Source organism: Variovorax sp. OK212, assembly GCF_900112425.1.
Lineage (GTDB): Bacteria > Pseudomonadota > Gammaproteobacteria > Burkholderiales > Burkholderiaceae_C > Variovorax.
The window spans coordinates 90144-106594 of record NZ_FOLP01000003.1 but is presented as its reverse complement, the minus strand read 5'-3'; the positions used below and the strand labels follow the sequence as shown (position 1 = coordinate 106594).

At 64.7% G+C, this 16451-nt stretch carries 17 protein-coding genes; 7 read left to right on the top strand and 10 right to left on the bottom strand.

What is annotated here, in order from left to right; genetic code table 11:
* Positions 1 to 17 precede the first annotated feature (17 nt).
* On the top strand, positions 18 to 857 hold the full coding sequence (locus tag BM004_RS10930; RefSeq protein WP_093213198.1) for an IclR family transcriptional regulator: 840 nt from the start codon (positions 18 to 20) through the stop codon (positions 855 to 857).
* A gap of 98 nt (positions 858 to 955) precedes the next feature.
* On the opposite strand, the gene BM004_RS10925 is transcribed toward BM004_RS10930, so the two are convergent.
* The 8 genes from BM004_RS10925 to BM004_RS10890 all read right to left on the bottom strand — a co-directional run bounded on the left by BM004_RS10925 (position 956) and on the right by BM004_RS10890 (position 10558).
* Positions 956 to 2146 (bottom strand): serine hydrolase, encoded by a 1191-nt coding sequence (locus BM004_RS10925; protein ID WP_093122635.1) that lies wholly within the window; start codon positions 2144 to 2146, stop codon positions 956 to 958.
* A gap of 117 nt (positions 2147 to 2263) precedes the next feature.
* The gene (locus BM004_RS10920) at positions 2264 to 3802 is read right to left on the bottom strand and encodes a 2-isopropylmalate synthase (protein ID WP_093122637.1); all 1539 of its coding nucleotides are present in this window, start codon (positions 3800 to 3802) and stop codon (positions 2264 to 2266) included.
* 59 nt (positions 3803 to 3861) lie between these two features.
* Entirely contained in the window at positions 3862 to 5565 is a 1704-nt protein-coding gene (leuA, locus tag BM004_RS10915) for a 2-isopropylmalate synthase (RefSeq protein ID WP_093213196.1), read from the bottom strand.
* Positions 5566 to 5772: 207 nt separating this feature from the next.
* Complete coding sequence (pssA, locus tag BM004_RS10910; protein WP_093122643.1) at positions 5773 to 6597, bottom strand: CDP-diacylglycerol--serine O-phosphatidyltransferase; 825 nt, start codon at positions 6595 to 6597, stop codon at positions 5773 to 5775.
* A gap of 184 nt (positions 6598 to 6781) precedes the next feature.
* Positions 6782 to 7798, bottom strand: coding sequence for a ketol-acid reductoisomerase (gene ilvC / locus BM004_RS10905; RefSeq protein WP_093122648.1), 1017 nt, complete (start codon positions 7796 to 7798; stop codon positions 6782 to 6784).
* 55 nt (positions 7799 to 7853) lie between these two features.
* The gene (locus tag BM004_RS10900; protein WP_093122651.1) at positions 7854 to 8117 is read right to left on the bottom strand and encodes a DUF4282 domain-containing protein; all 264 of its coding nucleotides are present in this window, start codon (positions 8115 to 8117) and stop codon (positions 7854 to 7856) included.
* Positions 8118 to 8170: 53 nt separating this feature from the next.
* The gene (ilvN, locus tag BM004_RS10895) at positions 8171 to 8662 is read right to left on the bottom strand and encodes an acetolactate synthase small subunit (protein ID WP_093122653.1); all 492 of its coding nucleotides are present in this window, start codon (positions 8660 to 8662) and stop codon (positions 8171 to 8173) included.
* Between the two features lie 111 nt (positions 8663 to 8773).
* The gene (locus BM004_RS10890; protein ID WP_093123350.1) at positions 8774 to 10558 is read right to left on the bottom strand and encodes an acetolactate synthase 3 catalytic subunit; all 1785 of its coding nucleotides are present in this window, start codon (positions 10556 to 10558) and stop codon (positions 8774 to 8776) included.
* Positions 10559 to 10851: 293 nt separating this feature from the next.
* Here BM004_RS10890 and BM004_RS10885 point away from each other — a divergent pair, with 293 nt between their 5' ends.
* The 6 genes from BM004_RS10885 to BM004_RS10860 are packed head-to-tail and all read left to right on the top strand — an operon-like array spanning position 10852 to position 14342.
* Entirely contained in the window at positions 10852 to 11418 is a 567-nt protein-coding gene (locus tag BM004_RS10885; RefSeq protein WP_093054421.1) for an RNA polymerase sigma factor, read from the top strand.
* Entirely contained in the window at positions 11415 to 11840 is a 426-nt protein-coding gene (locus tag BM004_RS10880; protein WP_093122656.1) for a DUF3619 family protein, read from the top strand. The genes BM004_RS10885 and BM004_RS10880 overlap by 4 nt, the downstream gene beginning before the upstream one ends.
* 32 nt (positions 11841 to 11872) lie before the next feature.
* Positions 11873 to 12703, top strand: a complete 831-nt coding sequence (locus BM004_RS10875; RefSeq protein ID WP_093122659.1) for a DUF3106 domain-containing protein — start codon at positions 11873 to 11875, stop codon at positions 12701 to 12703.
* A 19-nt stretch (positions 12704 to 12722) separates the two neighbouring features.
* Positions 12723 to 13316 (top strand): RDD family protein, encoded by a 594-nt coding sequence (locus BM004_RS10870; protein ID WP_093213194.1) that lies wholly within the window; start codon positions 12723 to 12725, stop codon positions 13314 to 13316.
* Entirely contained in the window at positions 13313 to 13720 is a 408-nt protein-coding gene (locus BM004_RS10865) for a diacylglycerol kinase (RefSeq protein ID WP_093122665.1), read from the top strand. The genes BM004_RS10870 and BM004_RS10865 overlap by 4 nt, the downstream gene beginning before the upstream one ends.
* Positions 13721 to 13751: 31 nt before the next feature.
* Positions 13752 to 14342: an LOG family protein gene (locus tag BM004_RS10860; RefSeq protein ID WP_093122667.1), complete on the top strand. Its 591-nt coding sequence runs from the start codon at positions 13752 to 13754 to the stop codon at positions 14340 to 14342.
* A 58-nt stretch (positions 14343 to 14400) separates the two neighbouring features.
* Here the strand turns inward: BM004_RS10860 and BM004_RS10855 are convergent, their stop codons facing one another.
* Together BM004_RS10855 and BM004_RS10850 are read right to left on the bottom strand one after the other, a co-directional pair.
* Positions 14401 to 14739 carry a P-II family nitrogen regulator gene (locus BM004_RS10855; RefSeq protein WP_093122670.1) on the bottom strand — a complete coding sequence of 113 codons (339 nt, stop codon included), beginning with the start codon at positions 14737 to 14739 and terminating at the stop codon, positions 14401 to 14403.
* Positions 14736 to 16433 carry an NAD+ synthase gene (locus BM004_RS10850; RefSeq protein ID WP_093213192.1) on the bottom strand — a complete coding sequence of 566 codons (1698 nt, stop codon included), beginning with the start codon at positions 16431 to 16433 and terminating at the stop codon, positions 14736 to 14738. Before BM004_RS10850 ends, BM004_RS10855 begins: the two co-directional genes overlap by 4 nt.
* Positions 16434 to 16451 lie beyond the last annotated feature (18 nt).

The following is a 16451-nucleotide window of genomic DNA, read 5'->3' as shown; positions in this document are numbered from 1 at the left end:
CTTCACCGCAGAGCGCCATGAGAAAAAACCAATCAGACATTCCCGCCGTTCCCGTGATCCAGGTGATCGAGCGCATGTTCGCGCTGATCGACGTGCTGGCATCCCGCGAAGAGGCGATTTCGCTGAAGGAGATCAGCGAAAAGACCGGACTCCACCCGTCCACCACCCACCGCATCCTCAATGACCTGGCGGTCGGCCGCTTCGTCGACCGGCCCGAGGCCGGCAGCTACCGGCTGGGCATGCGCCTGCTGGAGCTCGGCAACCTGGTGAAAGGGCGGCTCAACGTGCGCGACGCCGCGCTGGGCCCCATGCGCGAGCTGCACAAGCTCACCCAGCAACCCGTCAACCTGAGCATGCGCCAGGGCGACGAGATCGTGTACATCGAGCGTTCGTACAGCGAACGCTCGGGCATGCAGGTGGTTCGCGCCATCGGCGGGCGCGCCGCGCTGCACCTCACCTCGACCGGCAAGCTGTTCCTGGCGGCGGACGACCCGCAACGGGTGCGCAGTTACGCCACGCGCACCGGCCTGGCCGGCCATACGCGCAACAGCATCACGCAACTGCCCGCGCTCGAGCGCGAGCTCTCGAAGGCGCGCCAGTACGGCATCGCGCGCGACAACGAAGAGCTGGAACTGGGCGTGCGCTGCATGGCCGCCGGCATCTACGACGACCAGGGCAAGCTGGTGGCCGGCCTGTCGATCTCGGCACCGGCCGACCGTCTCGACGAAGGCTGGCTGCCCAAGCTGCAGGCGACGGCGAATGAAATCTCGGGGGCGCTGGGGTTCAAGGACGGCATGGCTGCAACGCCTGCGCCGGGCAATGGGGCATCTGGCGGCGCATCTGCCACGGGCGCCTGAGTCGCTGGCGCTCACGCTCTTGCCCTGCCCCGAAAAGCAAACAGGCCCTGAGAAGGGCCTGTTTTTCGTTGCGGGTCGGTCGACTCCGAGACTCTGAATCAGCCGGCCTGATAAGCCGCGATGTTGCGCGACGCGGCCGGCGAACCGGCGGCATGCGTCGCCTCGACCCAGCGGCGCACGCGTTCGGCATCGGCGATGCGGCTGAACTTGCCTGCCGAATCCAGGAACACCATGATCAGCTTGCGGCCGGCCACGCGGGCTTGCAGCACGAGGCACTGGCCGGCTTCGGAGATGTAGCCGGTCTTCTGCACGCCGATTTCCCAATCCGGGCTCTTCACGAGGCGGTTGGTGGTGTTGAACTGCAGCATGCGGTTGCCGACTTCGACCTGGTATTCAGGCGAGGTGGACAGCGAGCGCACCGTGGCGTCGGCATACGCGGCATTGACCAGCAGCGCCAGGTCTTGCGCGCTCGACTGGTTGCGGCTCGACAGGCCCGTGGGCTCGACGTAGCGCGTGTCCTTCATGCCGAGCATCTTGGCCTTGGCGTTCATGATGCTCACGAAGGTCGACAGGCCACCCGGGTAGGTGCGGCCCAGCGCGTGCGCTGCGCGGTTTTCGCTCGACATCAGCGCCAGGTGCAGCAGTTCGCCGCGCGACAGCGTGGTGCCGACCGTCAGGCGCGAGCTGCTGCGCTTTTCGGTGTCGACGTCGTCCTGGGTGATGGTGATCAACTCTTCATTGGGCAGATGCGCCTCGCTGATGAGCAGGCCGGTCATGAGCTTGGTGAGCGACGCGATGGGCAGCACCGCATGGTCGTTCTTGCTGAACAGCACTTCGTGCGTGTCCTGGTCGATGACCAGGGCGACGCTCGACTTCAGGTCGAGCACGTCTTCCGTGCCATGCAGGCCGGCCATCTGGCCGAAGGACTGGCGCGGCGGGGTTTCGACGCGCACCACCGAGCGGCGCTGCACGGCCACCACGGTCTTGCCGTTCTTCTTGTGCAGGGTCGCCACCACGTTGCGGCCACCGCGAACGACCTTCTCGGCTTTCTCGGGCTTTTCGGCCCGGCCGGCGCGTGCCGTCTTGGACGACGCGCTGCGCTTGACTTCGACCGGCACGGGACCCTTCGCCTTCTTGGCGACGGCGGTCTTGGTGGCGGCGGGCTTTTCTTTCTTCGCGGCCTGGGCGCCAGGCAGCAAAAACGCCGTGGCGCACAGCGCGACGGCGAGGAATCGGAATGCGGGTAGGAACCGCTGGCTGGAAACTCGGCGGAGACGGGCTTCAGGCATTAATAAATCTCCAGCGGCGACAAACGAGGACCGCAGTGTATCGAAATCAAAAAAGGCACGCAATATCAGTTACTTGCATCCCCTTCCTCAATCGAATACCAAGGAACGCCCGATAACCTAACCCTGTGCCGCAACTCTCTCAGCTTGGCTCTGTAACTTATTGAGGGCACTCAAATAAGCCTTTGCCGAAGCAACCACGATGTCTGGGTCTGCACCCACACCGTTCACCACCCGCCCTGCGTTTTGTAACCGGACTGTAACTTCTCCCTGGCTTTCCGTCGAGCCGCTGATGGCATTTACAGAGTAAAGAACCATCTCAGCGCCACTCTTGACGTGGGACTCGATCGCCTTCAAGGAAGCATCGACCGGGCCGTTCCCGTCGGATTCGCCCGTGACTTCCTTGCCTTGGACCGTGAAGACGACTTTCGCCTGGGGGCGTTCGCCGGTTTCGCTGTGTTGGGAGAGAGAGACGAAAGCAAACTGCTCACCAACGTTCGACACCTCTTCCGCGCTGACGAGCGCGAGGATGTCTTCGTCGAATATTTCGGACTTTCGGTCCGCCAGCTCCTTGAAGCGGAGGAAGGCGGCATTGATCTCGCCCTCGCTGTCCATTGTCACGCCAAGCTCGAGCAGGCGCTGCTTGAAGGCATTTCGGCCGCTGAGCTTGCCCAGCACGATCTTGTTGGCGGCCCAGCCCACGTCCTCGGCACGCATGATCTCGTAGGTGTCGCGCGCCTTGAGCACGCCGTCCTGGTGGATGCCGGAGGCATGCGCGAAGGCATTGGCGCCCACCACCGCCTTGTTCGGCTGCACGACGAAGCCGGTGGTCTGGCTCACCATGCGGCTCGCGGCCAGGATGTGCTGTGTGTCGATGTTGAGGTCGAGCCCGAAGTAGTCCCTGCGGGTCTTCACCGCCATGACCACTTCCTCGAGCGAGCAGTTGCCGGCGCGCTCGCCCAGGCCGTTGATGGTGCACTCCACCTGGCGCGCGCCGCCGATCTTCACCCCGGCCAGCGAATTGGCCACGGCCATGCCGAGGTCGTTGTGGCAGTGCACCGACCAGATCGCCTTGTCGCTGTTGGGAATGCGCTCGCGCAGCATCTTGATGAAGTTGCCGTAGAGCTCGGGAACGGCGTAGCCCACGGTGTCGGGCACGTTGATGGTGGTGGCGCCCTCGTTGATGACGCTCTCGAGCACGCGGCACAGGAAGTCCGGGTCGCTGCGGTAGCCGTCTTCGGGGCTGAATTCGACGTCGCCCAGCTGGTTGCGCGCAAAGCGCACGGCGAGCTTTGCCTGCTCGTGCACTTCGTCGGGCGACATGCGCAGCTTCTTTTCCATGTGAAGCGGCGAGGTCGCAATGAAGGTGTGGATGCGTCCGCGGGCCGCGCCCTTCAGGGCTTCGGCGGCACGCGCGATGTCGCGGTCGTTGGCGCGCGAAAGGCCGCACACCGTCGAGTCCTTGATTGCATTGGCAATGGCCTTCACGGCCTCGAAGTCGCCGTTCGAGCTGGCGGGAAAGCCGGCTTCGATGACGTCGACCTTCAGCCGCTCCAGCAGCTTGGCGATGCGCATCTTTTCGTCGCGCGTCATCGAGGCGCCGGGCGACTGTTCGCCGTCGCGCAAGGTGGTGTCGAAAATAATGAGTTGGTCGGTCATCGTGGATCTCCTTTGTTCGTTCCCACCTTGCGTACCCGGCTCAAGCGAGCGCTGCAGCGTCAGGCGGCTTCAACCGCCGATTGTGCGCTGTGCGCGCCGCGGCCTCTTGCGCGCTGCACGCCCGAAACGATGGCCTTCAGCGACGCCGTGATCACGTTCGCATCGATGCCCACGCCGAACAGCGTCTGGCTTTCGTCGACGCGCAGTTCGAGGTAGGCCACCGACTTCGCATCGGCGCCGGCGCCGATGGCGTGCTGGTGGTAGTCCATCACGCGCACCGTGTGGCCGGTGGCCTTGCTCAGCGCCTGCGTGAAGGCATCGATAGGGCCGTTGCCGCGGCCTTCGATGGCGCGCACTTCACCGTCCCATGGCAGGTCGCCGCGCAGCATGACGGAGGCTTCGGCGCCCTCGCCTTCTTCCTCGATCACGCGGTGCTGCAGCGACTGCGCGGTCTCGATGCCGTACTCGCGCACGAACAGCTGCCAGAGGTCGGCGGCGGTGAGTTCCTTGCCGGCGACGTCCATCACGCGCTGCACGGTCTGCATGAACTCCATCTGCAGGCGGCGCGGCATCTCGATGCCGTATTCGCTTTCGAGCAGGTAGGCCATGCCGCCCTTGCCCGACTGGCTGTTCACGCGGATCACGGCTTCGTAGCTGCGGCCCACGTCCTTCGGGTCGATCGGGAGGTACGGCATGTCCCAGATGTCGCCTTCCTTGCGTGCGGCGAAAGCCTTCTTGATCGCGTCCTGGTGCGAGCCCGAGAACGAGGTGTAGACCAGGTCGCCCACGTACGGGTGGCGCGGGTGCACGGGAATCTGATTGCAGTGCTCCACCGTGGCGCGGATCTCGTCGATGTTGGAGAAGTCGAGTTCGGGCGACACGCCTTGCGTGTAGAGGTTGAGCGCGACGTTCACGAGGTCGAGGTTGCCGGTGCGTTCGCCGTTGCCGAAGAGGCAGCCTTCGATGCGCTCGGCGCCGGCCATCAAGGCCAGCTCGCCTGCCGCGGTGCCGGTGCCGCGGTCGTTGTGCGGGTGCACGCACAGCACGATCGAGTCGCGGCGCGCGAGGTTGCGATGCATCCACTCGATCATGTCCGCGAAGATGTTCGGCGTGGAATGCTCGACCGTGGTCGGCAGGTTGACGATGCACTTGCGCTGCGGCGTCGGCGCCCACACTTCGGTGACCGAGTCGACCACGCGCTTGGAGAACACGACGTCGGTGCCCGAGAACATTTCGGGCGAGTACTGGAAGGTCCACTGCGTGTTCGGCTGCTTGGCGGCGAACTCGTTGAACATGCGCGCATGGGTGCTGGCGAGTTCGACGATCTGGTCTTCGTCCATGCCGAGCACCACGCGGCGCATGACGGGCGCCACGGCGTTGTAGAGGTGCACGATGGCGCGCGGCACGCCTTGCAAGGCTTCGAAGGTGCGGGCGATGAGGTGGTCGCGTGCCTGCGTCAACACCTGGATCGTCACGTCGTCGGGAATGCGGTCTTCCTCGATGAGCTTGCGCACGAAGTCGAATTCGACCTGCGACGCCGAGGGAAAGCCGACTTCGATTTCCTTGAAGCCGATGGCCACGAGGGTTTCGAACATGCGCATCTTGCGCGCGATGTCCATGGGCTCGACCAGCGCCTGGTTGCCGTCACGCAGGTCCGTCGACAGCCAGATGGGCGCCTTGGTCAGCACGGCATCGGGCCAGGTACGGTCCGTGAGGCCGATCGGGGCGAATGCGCGGTATTTGCTTTGAGGTTGCTTGAGCATGTCGATTTCTCTGAGTGGTTGGAATTCAACCAGCAACCCCAAAAACAAACGGCCCGTTGCTGGTGCGAACGGGCCGTGGTGAGGGATTAGCGCGTGCGCTACCGTCTCCGCCCGTGAGGGAGGGCTAGTAGGGCCAGCAGCGAAATCTTGGTCATGAGGGTTGCGAATGTAGCACAGCCTCCGCGGGCCTGTGAAGGCCCGCGAATCTCAGTTGTGCAGCCCCCGCTCGTCGGGCTCTTCGGTCGAGGTGCTGATCACGCTCACCGGCTGGCCCTTGGCCTTGCGCCACGCATAGACCACATAGCCGCTCAGGCCGTAGATGACGAACAGGCCGAACAGCACGGTCGGCGGATGGATGTTGATGACCGCGATGCCCAGCGCGATCAGAACGATCGCGGCGAAGGGCACGCTCTTCTTCATCTGGATGTCCTTGAAGCTGTAGAACGGCGCGTTGGTGACCATCGTGAGGCCCGCATACAGCGTGAACGCGAAGGTGACCCAGGTGATCTGCGTCCACGACAGGTACAGCACCTCGCCGCCACGCTTGCCCCATTCGTCCACGAGCCAGATGAAGCCCGCCACGAGGGCCGCGGCCGCCGGCGACGGCAGGCCCTGGAACCAGCGCTTGTCGACCACGCCGGTGTTGACGTTGAAACGCGCGAGACGCAGTGCCGCGCAGGCGCAGTACACGAAGGCCGCGATCCAGCCCCAGCGGCCCAGCCCCTTGAGCGACCACTCGTAGGCGATGAGCGCCGGCGCGGCGCCGAACGACACCATGTCGGACAGCGAATCCATCTGCTCGCCGAACGCGCTCTGCGTGTTGGTCATGCGGGCCACGCGCCCGTCGAGGCTGTCGAGAATCATCGCGGCGAACACGCCGAGCGCCGCGAGGTCGAAGCGCGCGTTCATGGCCATCACGACCGAATAGAAACCGCCGAACAACGCTGCGAGCGTGAACAGGTTCGGCAGGATGTAGATGCCCTTGCGGCGCTTGCGCGGCGGCACCTCGTCGGGAACCGTATCGTCATGCATTGAATTTGCCTCCGTCCCTCATGGGCACTGCGCGGTCAGCTATCCAATCGATAGCATCTTGGTCTGTAAATCGCATGGCCTGCAGTGTAGTTCAGGGGACCTCTTCGGCCCCTGCAAACAAAAGGGCCACCGCGACGGGTGGCCCTTGGGAAACGGGTGCCGAAGCACCCTCTCGCCGGGAAGATCAGTTGCGGGTCTGGTCGACCAGCTTGTTTTTCTTGATCCAGGGCATCATCGCGCGCAGCTTTTCGCCGACGACTTCGATCTGGTGCTCCGAATTCAGGCGGCGGCGGCTGATGAGGGCCGGCTGGCCAGCGGCGGCTTCGAGCACGAAGCTCTTGGCGTATTCGCCGGTCTGGATGTCCTTGAGCACTTGCTTCATGACCTTCTTGGTCTCGTCGGTCACGATGCGCGGGCCCGTGACGTACTCGCCGTACTCGGCGTTGTTCGAGATCGAGTAGTTCATGTTGGCGATGCCGCCTTCATAGATCAGGTCGACGATGAGCTTGAGCTCGTGCAGGCATTCGAAGTACGCCATTTCGGGCGCGTAGCCGGCTTCCACCAGCGTTTCGAAACCAGCCTTGATCAGCTCGACCGTGCCGCCGCACAGAACCGCTTGTTCGCCGAACAGGTCGGTCTCGGTTTCTTCGCGGAAGTTGGTCTCGATGATGCCGGCCTTGCCGCCGCCGTTGGCGGTGGCGTAGCTCAGCGCGAGGTCACGCGCCTTGCCGGTCTTGTCCTGGTGCACGGCCACGAGGTGGGGCACGCCGCCACCTTGGGTGTACGTGCTGCGCACGGTGTGGCCCGGGGCCTTGGGAGCGACCATCCACACGTCGAGGTCGGCGCGTGGCTGCACGAAGCCGTAGTGCACGTTGAAGCCGTGCGCGAAGACGAGCGAAGCGCCTTCCTTGATGTGCGGGGCGACGTCGTTCTTGTAGACGTTGGCGATCTGCTCGTCGGGCAGCAGGATCATGACCACGTCGGCCGACTTCACGGCATCGGCCACTTCGGCGACCTGCAGGCCGGCCTTGCCGACCTTGTCCCACGAAGCACCGCCCTTGCGCAGGCCGACCACGACCTTGACGCCGCTGTCGTTCAGGTTCTGCGCATGCGCGTGACCTTGCGACCCGTAACCGATGATTGCGACCGTCTTGCCCTTGATGAGGCTGAGGTCGGCGTCCTTGTCGTAGTAAACCTTCATGATGCGTCTTTCCTATTTAGTCTCGATGCACCCCCATGTGCGGGGGTGCGTTCACTCACAGTTGGCCGGAAGAATTCCGGTCCTTCATTTGCTGGTTGATGGACACGAGGTTGTCGTGAATGCGGAACAGCAGGATCAGCAATTCGCTATAGACGCGAACCATGATCGCGCCGAAGACCAGGATGCCGATGGCCGGCAGGATGTTCCCCTGGAACAATGACACGACGGTCATCACGAGCACACCCAGCAGTCCAAGGAAATACAGAATCCGAATGATGATGGGGGTCACCATCTTGTCGAAACCCAGCAAGTCTTGCATTCACCTTCTCCTCATGTGTTGATAGATATTGAAACTGAGGGGATCTGCACCCCCTACACGCGCAGAATGCGCTCGCCGCGCCCGATGCCGCTGGCACCAGTGCGGACAGTCTCGAGGATAGCGCTACGTTCGATCGCTTCCAAGAAAGCGTCGTTCTTGCCGTGGTCGCCGGTGAGTTCGATGGTGTAGCTCTTGTCGGTCACGTCGATGATGCGGCCGCGGAAGATTTCCGCCATGCGCATCATTTCCTCGCGCTCCTTGCCGACCGCGCGCACCTTCACCATCATGAGCTCGCGCTCGGTGTAGGCACCTTCGGTCAGGTCGACGACCTTCACCACTTCGATGAGGCGGTTCAGGTGCTTGGTGATCTGCTCGATCACGTCGTCCGAACCGTTCGTGACGATGGTCATGCGCGAGAGGCTGGCGTCCTCCGTGGGCGCCACCGTCAGCGACTCGATGTTGTAGCCACGGGCCGAGAACAGGCCCACCACGCGGGAAAGAGCACCCGGCTCGTTTTCCAGCAGCACTGCAATGATGTGTTTCATGTTTGCGTGACTCCTCTTTTCGCCGCCCTCCCCCACGCACGGTAATGCGCGGGCTCGGCGGGCAATAGATTCGTCAGTGAAAGTTGCGAGAAAGAAATGCCCGAGGATCGTTCAGAGATCTTCGGAACCCATCAGCATCTCGGTGATGCCCATGCCTGCCTTCACCATCGGGAACACGTTCTCGGTGGGGTCGGTGCGGAAGTCCATGAACACCGTGCGGTCCTTGAGCTTGCGTGCTTCGCGCAGCGCGGGCTCCACGTCTTGTGGACGTTCGATCAGCATGCCGACGTGGCCGTAGGCCTCGGCGAGCTTCACGAAGTTCGGCAGTGCATCCATGTAGCTGTGGCTGTAGCGGCCGGAGTATTCGATCTCCTGCCACTGGCGCACCATGCCCAGGTAGCGGTTGTTGAGCGAGCAGATCTTGATCGGCGTGTTGTATTGCAGGCAGGTGGAGAGTTCCTGGATGCACATCTGCACCGAGCCTTCACCGGTGATGGTGAACACTTCCGAGTCGGGCTTCGCGAGCTTGATGCCCATGGCGTAGGGAATGCCCACGCCCATGGTGCCCAGGCCGCCGGAGTTGATCCAGCGGCGCGGCTCGTCGAAGCGGTAGTACTGGGCGGCCCACATCTGGTGCTGGCCCACGTCCGACGTGATGTACGCGTCGGCGTCCTTGGTCATGTTCCAGAGCGTCTCGACCACGTACTGCGGCTTGATGACGTCCGTGTTGCCGCGGTCGTACTTCAGGCAATCGCGCGAGCGCCAGGCCTCGATGGTCTTCCACCAGTCGGCCAGCGCGCCGGCGTCGGGCTTGGCGGTGCTCTCGCGAATCATCGAGATCAGCTCGGTGAGCACGTCCTTCACGTCGCCGACGATCGGAATGTCGACCTTCACGCGCTTGGAGATGCTCGACGGGTCGATGTCGACGTGGATGATCTTGCGTTCGTTCTGCGCGAAGTGCTTGGGGTTGCCGATGACGCGGTCGTCGAAGCGCGCGCCCACGGCCAGCAGCACGTCGCAGTTCTGCATCGCGTTGTTGGCTTCGATGGTGCCGTGCATGCCCAGCATGCCCAGGAACTTGCGGTCGCTCGCCGGGTAGGCGCCCAGGCCCATCAGCGTGTTGGTGACCGGATAGCCGAGCATGTCGACCAGCGTGCGCAGTTCGTTGGTGGCATTGCCCAGCAGCACGCCGCCGCCGGTGTAGATGTACGGGCGCTTGGCGGCCAGCAGCAGCTGCAGCGCCTTGCGGATCTGGCCGCCGTGGCCCTTGCGCACGGGGTTGTACGAGCGCATCTCGACCTTGTCGGGATAGCCGGCGTAAGGGGTTTTCTTGAACGAAACGTCCTTGGGCACGTCCACCACCACCGGGCCCGGACGGCCGCTGCGTGCGATGTGGAAGGCCTTCTTCATCGTCATGGCCAGATCCTTGGGATCCTTGACGAGGAAGTTGTGCTTGACGATGGGGCGGGTGATGCCGACCGTGTCGCATTCCTGGAAGGCGTCGAGGCCGATGGCCGCCGTCGGCACCTGGCCCGAGATGATCACCATCGGGATCGAGTCCATGTACGCCGTTGCGATGCCGGTGACCGCATTGGTCAGGCCGGGACCGGAAGTGACCAGCGCCACGCCGACTTCGCCGGTCGCGCGCGCATAGCCGTCCGCCGCATGGACTGCCGCCTGTTCGTGGCGCACCAGCACGTGCTGGATGGTGTCCTGCTTGTAGAACGCGTCGTAGATGTACAGAACCGCGCCGCCTGGGTAGCCCCAGATGTACTGGACGCCTTCGGCCTGCAGTGCCTTGACCAGCACTTCGGCACCCATGAGTTCTTGCGTGGAGTTGCCGGCGCCTGAAGACGCGGCTGCTGCGGAAGCGATTTCCGCCTTGGAGATTTCCATGATCAACCTTTGTTTATTTCGGGAACGAAATACCTTGGGTGCCCCTTGCCAACCCTTGTGAGGTCGCGCCAGGACTTGAGGCCAAAGCCATGAGCGGACTGATGTTCCGCCGGACCGTGACCCGTTTGCCTTTTGACTTGCAACGGCGATTATGGCACTTCCGCGCGTTCAGATTCGCTTCATCTGACTTGTAAACCTATAAAGGCATAATTCGCGGCCATAAGACACATAAGCGATCGCTAGCCCCTTTTCCCACGCTTCCCATGCGGCGCGCCCTGCGCGCCCCCTCTCGCTTGGCCACTGAACAAGAACTCTCCGATTTCCTGAAAAGCGTCGAACGACGCGCTTTCAAGCGCTCGGTCTATCACGTGCGGGATGAAGAAGCGGCGCTCGATATCGTGCAGGACAGCATGATGAAGCTCGCGCAGCACTACGGCGACAAGCCCGCCGCCGAGCTGCCGATGCTGTTCCAGCGCATCCTCTCGAACTGCACGCTCGACTGGTTCCGCCGCCAGAAGACCCGCCGCGCCCTTTTCTCCAACCTCAGCGACTTCGATTCCGTCGACGACGACGGAGATTTCGACCTCCTTGAGAACTTCGTCTCGCCGACCGACTCTAGGGAATCGGAGAGCGCCGAAGACACGACCCGCCGCGCCCAGGTCTTCCACGAAATCGAGGAACAGATCGCGGCATTGCCGGGCCGTCAACGCGAGGCTTTCCTGATGCGTTACTGGGAGGAAATGGACGTCGCAGAGACGGCCGCCGCAATGGGCTGCTCCGAAGGCAGTGTCAAAACCCATTGTTCGCGAGCCGTTCACGCTCTGAGCAAGGCGCTCAAGGCCAAGGGAATATCGCTATGAACACTAAGGTTCCAACCACATCATCCACCGCCGCCGAGGACGAGTTCGGCCAGCGCCTGACTGCCCGCCTTTCGGCCGGCAATCGCGAGTTGCCGCACGACATCGGCGAGCGGCTGCGCGTGGCGCGTGCGCAGGCCGTGGCCGCGCGCAAGCTGGCGCCGCAATTGCGAACCGCCCCCGTGGTGGTGCAGTCGGGCCACACGGTCGCGCTGGGCGGCGGCTGGTGGACGCGCATCGGTTCGGTGGTGCCCCTGATCGCACTCGTGGCCGGCCTGATCACCATCAGCGTGATGCAGGACGACGACCGCGCCAGCGAGCTGGCCGAAGTGGACTCCGCGCTGCTCACCGGCGACCTGCCGCCCGCCGCCTACACCGACCCCGGCTTTGCCCAATTCCTGAAGGCCGACAGCGCCTCCGACTGAACCTCTACAGACAGAAATTCCCGACCGACCGAATGCGACGCCGTTCCTCCTCCAGCGCGAACACGCCACGCCCGACGCGCCCGCTCCCGGCGGGCGCCGTCGTTTGGGCAGGCGCGCTTGCAGTCGCCGCCTTCGGCCTGACGCTTGCCAACGCCCAGCCGCACGCGGGCTCGGCCTCTGCCACCTCCGCGGCCGCGAGCAGCCCCAAGGCCGTCTCGACGACCAAGCCGCTGTGGAGCGAACTCACCGCCGAGCAGCAGCAGGCCCTGAAGCCGCTGAGCGTGCACTGGAACACGCTCAACATCGGCCAGAAGAGAAAGTGGCTGGCCCTCTCGCGCAACTTCGCGAGCATGTCGGCCGACGACCAGAGCACGCTGCACAGCCGGATGATCGAATGGGCCGCGCTCAGCAACCAGCAGCGCAGCCAGGCCCGGTTGAACTTCGCCGAGGTCAAGCGCATTCCGCCGGACGAGCGCAAGGCCAAGTGGGAGCAGTACCAGGCCCTGAGCGAAGAAGAAAGGCGCAAGCTCGCCGAGAGCGCGCCGATCAAGCCTCGCGGCGCGGCCATTCCGGTGCGCCCGGTGTCGTCGCAACGGCTCGTGCCGGTGCCGGCGGTCACGCCCGGCGGCCAGCACACGCCGAGGATCCTGCTCGCCCCGCCTGCCCCGGCGACCGCTCCCGCAACGATCATGGTGGCGTCACCACCCGAACGCGCGTCTGGCGCAACAGCGACGTCCGCGGTCGTCGTCACCCCGGCGGCACCCGCCGCGCCCGCGCCGTCCAGCGCGGCATCGCCGCCGGTTCCTGCCGAAGCCCAGGTGCCCGCACCAGCGGCGGCCGACGCCCCCTCCTCCGCTCCCTGATTTCCGACACAAGGCTTCGATGGTTTCCAGCCCTCCCGAGGCGTCGGGGTCAGACCAGCCCGGCTCGCCCCTTGCGCCCGTCGCGCCTGCAACCACCGCTCCTGTTTCGATAGCCCCAGGCGCTTCCGGCACTCCCGGCCTCTGGCGCCGGATGGCCTGCTGGCTCTACGAAGGCATGCTGCTGTTCGCGGTGGTGTTCGTGTCGGGGTGGCTCTTCAGCACGCTCGGCCAGATGCGCGACGCCATGGATTCGCGGCGCCACCTGCTGCAGGCTTTTCTTTTCGTCGTATTCGGCGTGTACTTCGTGTGGTTCTGGACCAAGGGCCAGACCCTCGCCATGAAGACCTGGAACATCCGCATCGTCGACACGCACGGCCGGCCCGTCAGCCAGCGCCGCGCCCTTGCGCGCTACCTGCTGAGCTGGATCTGGTTCCTGCCGCCGCTGGCCACCATTGCGCCCTTCAAGCTGTCGGGCGGCGAATCGGCCGTGCTGATCTTCGGCTGGGTCGCCGTCTGGGCCTTGCTTGCACGTTTTCACCCCGAGCGCCAGTTCTGGCACGACGCCTGGGCCGGTACGCGGCTCATCACCTCCAAACCGATGAGTCGCCAATGAGTGCCTTGCCCAAACTGCCCGATCCCGCCGTCAACCCGCAGAAGGCGCGCAAGGGATTCGAGCGCGTGTTCCACGCCACGCTGATTTCCCTGCAAGGCCTGCGCGCCGGCTGGAGCGAGCCCGCCTTCCGCCAGGAAGCCATCCTGTCGATCGTCATGATCCCGGTGGCATTCTGGCTGGGCCGCAGCTGGGTCGAAGTGGCACTGCTCGCGGGCAGCGCCATCCTGGTGATGATCGTCGAGCTGCTCAACACCGCCGTGGAAGCGGCCATCGACCGCATCGGACCCGAATGGCACGACCTCTCCAAGCGCGCCAAGGACATGGGCAGCGCCGCCGTGCTGCTGTCGCTCACGCTGTGCGGCGGCATCTGGGCCGCCGCGCTGTGGCAACGCTTCGTGTCATGAGCCGGCCCGCCGGCTGCGGCATGATGGCAACATGAATCCTGAATTTTCGATCTGTGTGTATTGCGGCTCGCGCCCCGGCGAGCGCCCCGAGTTTTCCCAGGCCGCCCAAGCGGTCGGCCAATGGATCGGCCAGCACCGCGGCCAACTGGTCTACGGTGGCGGGCGCACCGGCCTGATGGGCACGGTGGCCGAGGCCACCCGCCAGGCCGGCGGCCGCGTGGTCGGCGTCATTCCCAAGGCGCTGGTCGACAAGGAACTGGCCAACCCCCTGTGCGACGAGCTGCACGTGGTCGACACCATGCACGAGCGCAAGGCCATGATGGGCGAGCGCGCCGACGCCTTCGTTGCCCTGCCGGGCGGCATCGGCACCTTCGAGGAACTGTTCGAGATCTGGACCTGGCGCCAGCTCGGCTACCACGACAAGCCGACCGGCATCCTGAACACCGCCGGCTATTACGACGGCCTGCTGGGCTTCCTCGCGCACAGCGTGCGCGAGGGGTTCATGGGCGAATGGCAGATGAACCTGATCCGCACCGGCACCGAGGTGCCCGAGTTGCTGACGGCGCTGCGTGCCGAAGTGCCGCTGCATCCGCGCGAAGACAGGCTGTCGGAAAACCTCTGACCCGCCTCCCTCTCGCCATCGCCAGCAAAAAGCCCCCGTCACCGGGGGCTTTCTTGTTTCAGACGGCGTTTTCGTTCTCTTCACCGGTGCGGATGCGCACGATGCGGTCCACGCTGGTGACGAAGATCTTGCCGTCACCGATCTTGCCGGTGCGCGCCGAATTGACGATGGCCTCGATGCAGCGCTCCACATCGGCCTCGTTCACGACCACTTCGACCTTCATCTTGGGCAGGAAGTCGACCACGTACTCCGCGCCGCGGTAGAGCTCGGTGTGCCCCTTCTGCCGGCCGAAGCCCTTGACCTCGGTGACGGTCAGGCCGGTGACGCCCACTTCGGCCAAGGCCTCGCGCACGTCCTCGAGCTTGAAGGGTTTGACGATGGCGGTGATCTGCTTCATGGGATTTGTGCTCCGGCGGTTTCGTTGAATTTGCTGGTGATAGGGTAACGCCAATCCTTGCCGAAGCTTCGATGGGTCACCCGGATGCCTACCGGCGCCTGGCGCCGCTTGTATTCGTTGATCTTGATCAGCCGTGCAACACGCTCGACCACCGCGCGGTCGTAGCCCGCGGCAATGATCTCGTCGATGCCCTCGTCGTCCTGCATGTAGCGTGCCAGGATTCCATCGAGGATGTCGTAGGGCGGCAGGCTGTCCTGGTCGGTCTGGTCGGGCCGCAGCTCGGCGCTGGGGGGGCGCGTGATGATCCGCTCGGGAATCGGCTGCGTGCCGGTTCCGTACGGGTCGTGGGCGTTACGCCAGCGCGCCAGCGCGAACACCGTGGTCTTCAACAGGTCCTTGATGACCGCGAAGCCGCCCGCCATGTCGCCGTACAGCGTGCAGTAGCCGGTGGCCATCTCGCTCTTGTTGCCGGTGGTGAGCACGATCGAGCCGAACTTGTTCGACAGCCCCATGAGCAGCGTGCCGCGGATGCGGGCCTGGATGTTCTCCTCGGCCGTGTCGTCGGGCCGGCCCTTGAACTCCTCGGCCAGCGCGCCCTTGAACGACTCGAAGGTGTGCTTGATGGAAATCTCGTCGTAGCGCACGCCCAGGCGCTCGGCCATGTCGCGCGCGTCGATCCAGCTGATGTCGGCGGTATAGGGCGAAGGCATCATCACCGCGCGCACCTTGTCCTTGCCCAGTGCATCGACCGCGATGGCAAGCACCAATGCGGAGTCGATCCCGCCCGAAAGCCCCAGGATGGCGCCCGGAAAGCCGTTCTTGCCGATGTAGTCGCGCACGCCCAGCACCAGGGCGTCCCACAGCTGGGCCTCGGCGTCGCGCACCGGCGCAATGGCTGTGCGTTCGGCCGTGAAGCCCACGCCGCCCTGCGCCGTGCGCTCCAGCTGCACAAACAGCAGCTTCTCCCGGAAGCTCTCGGCCTGCATGGCGAGCGCGCCATCGGCCTGCAAGGCGAAGGAAGCGCCGTCGAACACCACCTCGTCCTGCCCGCCGACCAGGTGCGCGTACACCAGCGGCAGCCCCACGGATCGCGCGCGGTCGGCCATGCGCGCGACGCGCTCGCCTTCCTTGCCCACGTGGTACGGCGAGGCATTGATCACCGCCAGCACCTCGGCGCCGCTTTCGCGGGCCAGTTCGGCCGGCTGGTCGAACCACGCGTCTTCGCAGATCAGGAGGCCGACCGACACACCGCCCGCCTCGAACACGCAGGTGCCTTGCCCCGGCGTGAAGTAGCGGCGCTCGTCGAACACCTGGTAGTTGGGCAGCTCGCGCTTGGCATAGGTCTCTAGGATGCGGCCTTCCTTGATGACGCTGGCCGCGTTATGGCGCATCTGAACGGCCACCGAACGGCTGCGCAGGCTGCCACCGGTCGGATGCCCCACCACCACGACCATGTCTTTGAGGTCGGCCAGAGCGGCGGCAATGCCTTTCACGGCATCATCACAGGCTTCGGTGAAGGCGGGACGGAGGAACAGGTCCTCCGCTGCGTAGCCGGCAATCGAGAGTTCGGGCGTCAACAGCAGGCGCGCGCCCTGTGCATGGGCCCGGCGCGCGGCGTCGACGATCTTTTTTGCGTTGCCGGCGAGGTCGCCCACCACAAAATTGAGTTGCGCGATGGCGAGCTTGAGCGTCATACAGAAGGAAGAAAAAGG

Bases quoted from the DNA above. Each gene is read 5' to 3' on its own strand.
- leuA (WP_093213196.1), bottom strand. From the start codon at position 5,565: ATGCTCAAGCAACCTCAAAGCAAATACCGCGCATTCGCCCCGATCGGC.
- BM004_RS10900 (WP_093122651.1), bottom strand. From the start codon at position 8,117: ATGCAAGACTTGCTGGGTTTCGACAAGATGGTGACCCCCATCATCATT.
- BM004_RS10930 (WP_093213198.1), top strand. From the start codon at position 18: ATGAGAAAAAACCAATCAGACATTCCCGCCGTTCCCGTGATCCAGGTG.
- BM004_RS10860 (WP_093122667.1), top strand. From the start codon at position 13,752: ATGAATCCTGAATTTTCGATCTGTGTGTATTGCGGCTCGCGCCCCGGC.
- pssA (WP_093122643.1), bottom strand. From the start codon at position 6,597: ATGCATGACGATACGGTTCCCGACGAGGTGCCGCCGCGCAAGCGCCGC.
- BM004_RS10925 (WP_093122635.1), bottom strand. From the start codon at position 2,146: ATGCCTGAAGCCCGTCTCCGCCGAGTTTCCAGCCAGCGGTTCCTACCC.
- BM004_RS10865 (WP_093122665.1), top strand. From the start codon at position 13,313: ATGAGTGCCTTGCCCAAACTGCCCGATCCCGCCGTCAACCCGCAGAAG.
- BM004_RS10870 (WP_093213194.1), top strand. From the start codon at position 12,723: ATGGTTTCCAGCCCTCCCGAGGCGTCGGGGTCAGACCAGCCCGGCTCG.
- ilvN (WP_093122653.1), bottom strand. From the start codon at position 8,662: ATGAAACACATCATTGCAGTGCTGCTGGAAAACGAGCCGGGTGCTCTT.
- ilvC (WP_093122648.1), bottom strand. From the start codon at position 7,798: ATGAAGGTTTACTACGACAAGGACGCCGACCTCAGCCTCATCAAGGGC.
- BM004_RS10880 (WP_093122656.1), top strand. From the start codon at position 11,415: ATGAACACTAAGGTTCCAACCACATCATCCACCGCCGCCGAGGACGAG.
- BM004_RS10850 (WP_093213192.1), bottom strand. From the start codon at position 16,433: ATGACGCTCAAGCTCGCCATCGCGCAACTCAATTTTGTGGTGGGCGAC.
- BM004_RS10875 (WP_093122659.1), top strand. From the start codon at position 11,873: ATGCGACGCCGTTCCTCCTCCAGCGCGAACACGCCACGCCCGACGCGC.
- BM004_RS10920 (WP_093122637.1), bottom strand. From the start codon at position 3,802: ATGACCGACCAACTCATTATTTTCGACACCACCTTGCGCGACGGCGAA.
- BM004_RS10890 (WP_093123350.1), bottom strand. From the start codon at position 10,558: ATGGAAATCTCCAAGGCGGAAATCGCTTCCGCAGCAGCCGCGTCTTCA.
- BM004_RS10855 (WP_093122670.1), bottom strand. From the start codon at position 14,739: ATGAAGCAGATCACCGCCATCGTCAAACCCTTCAAGCTCGAGGACGTG.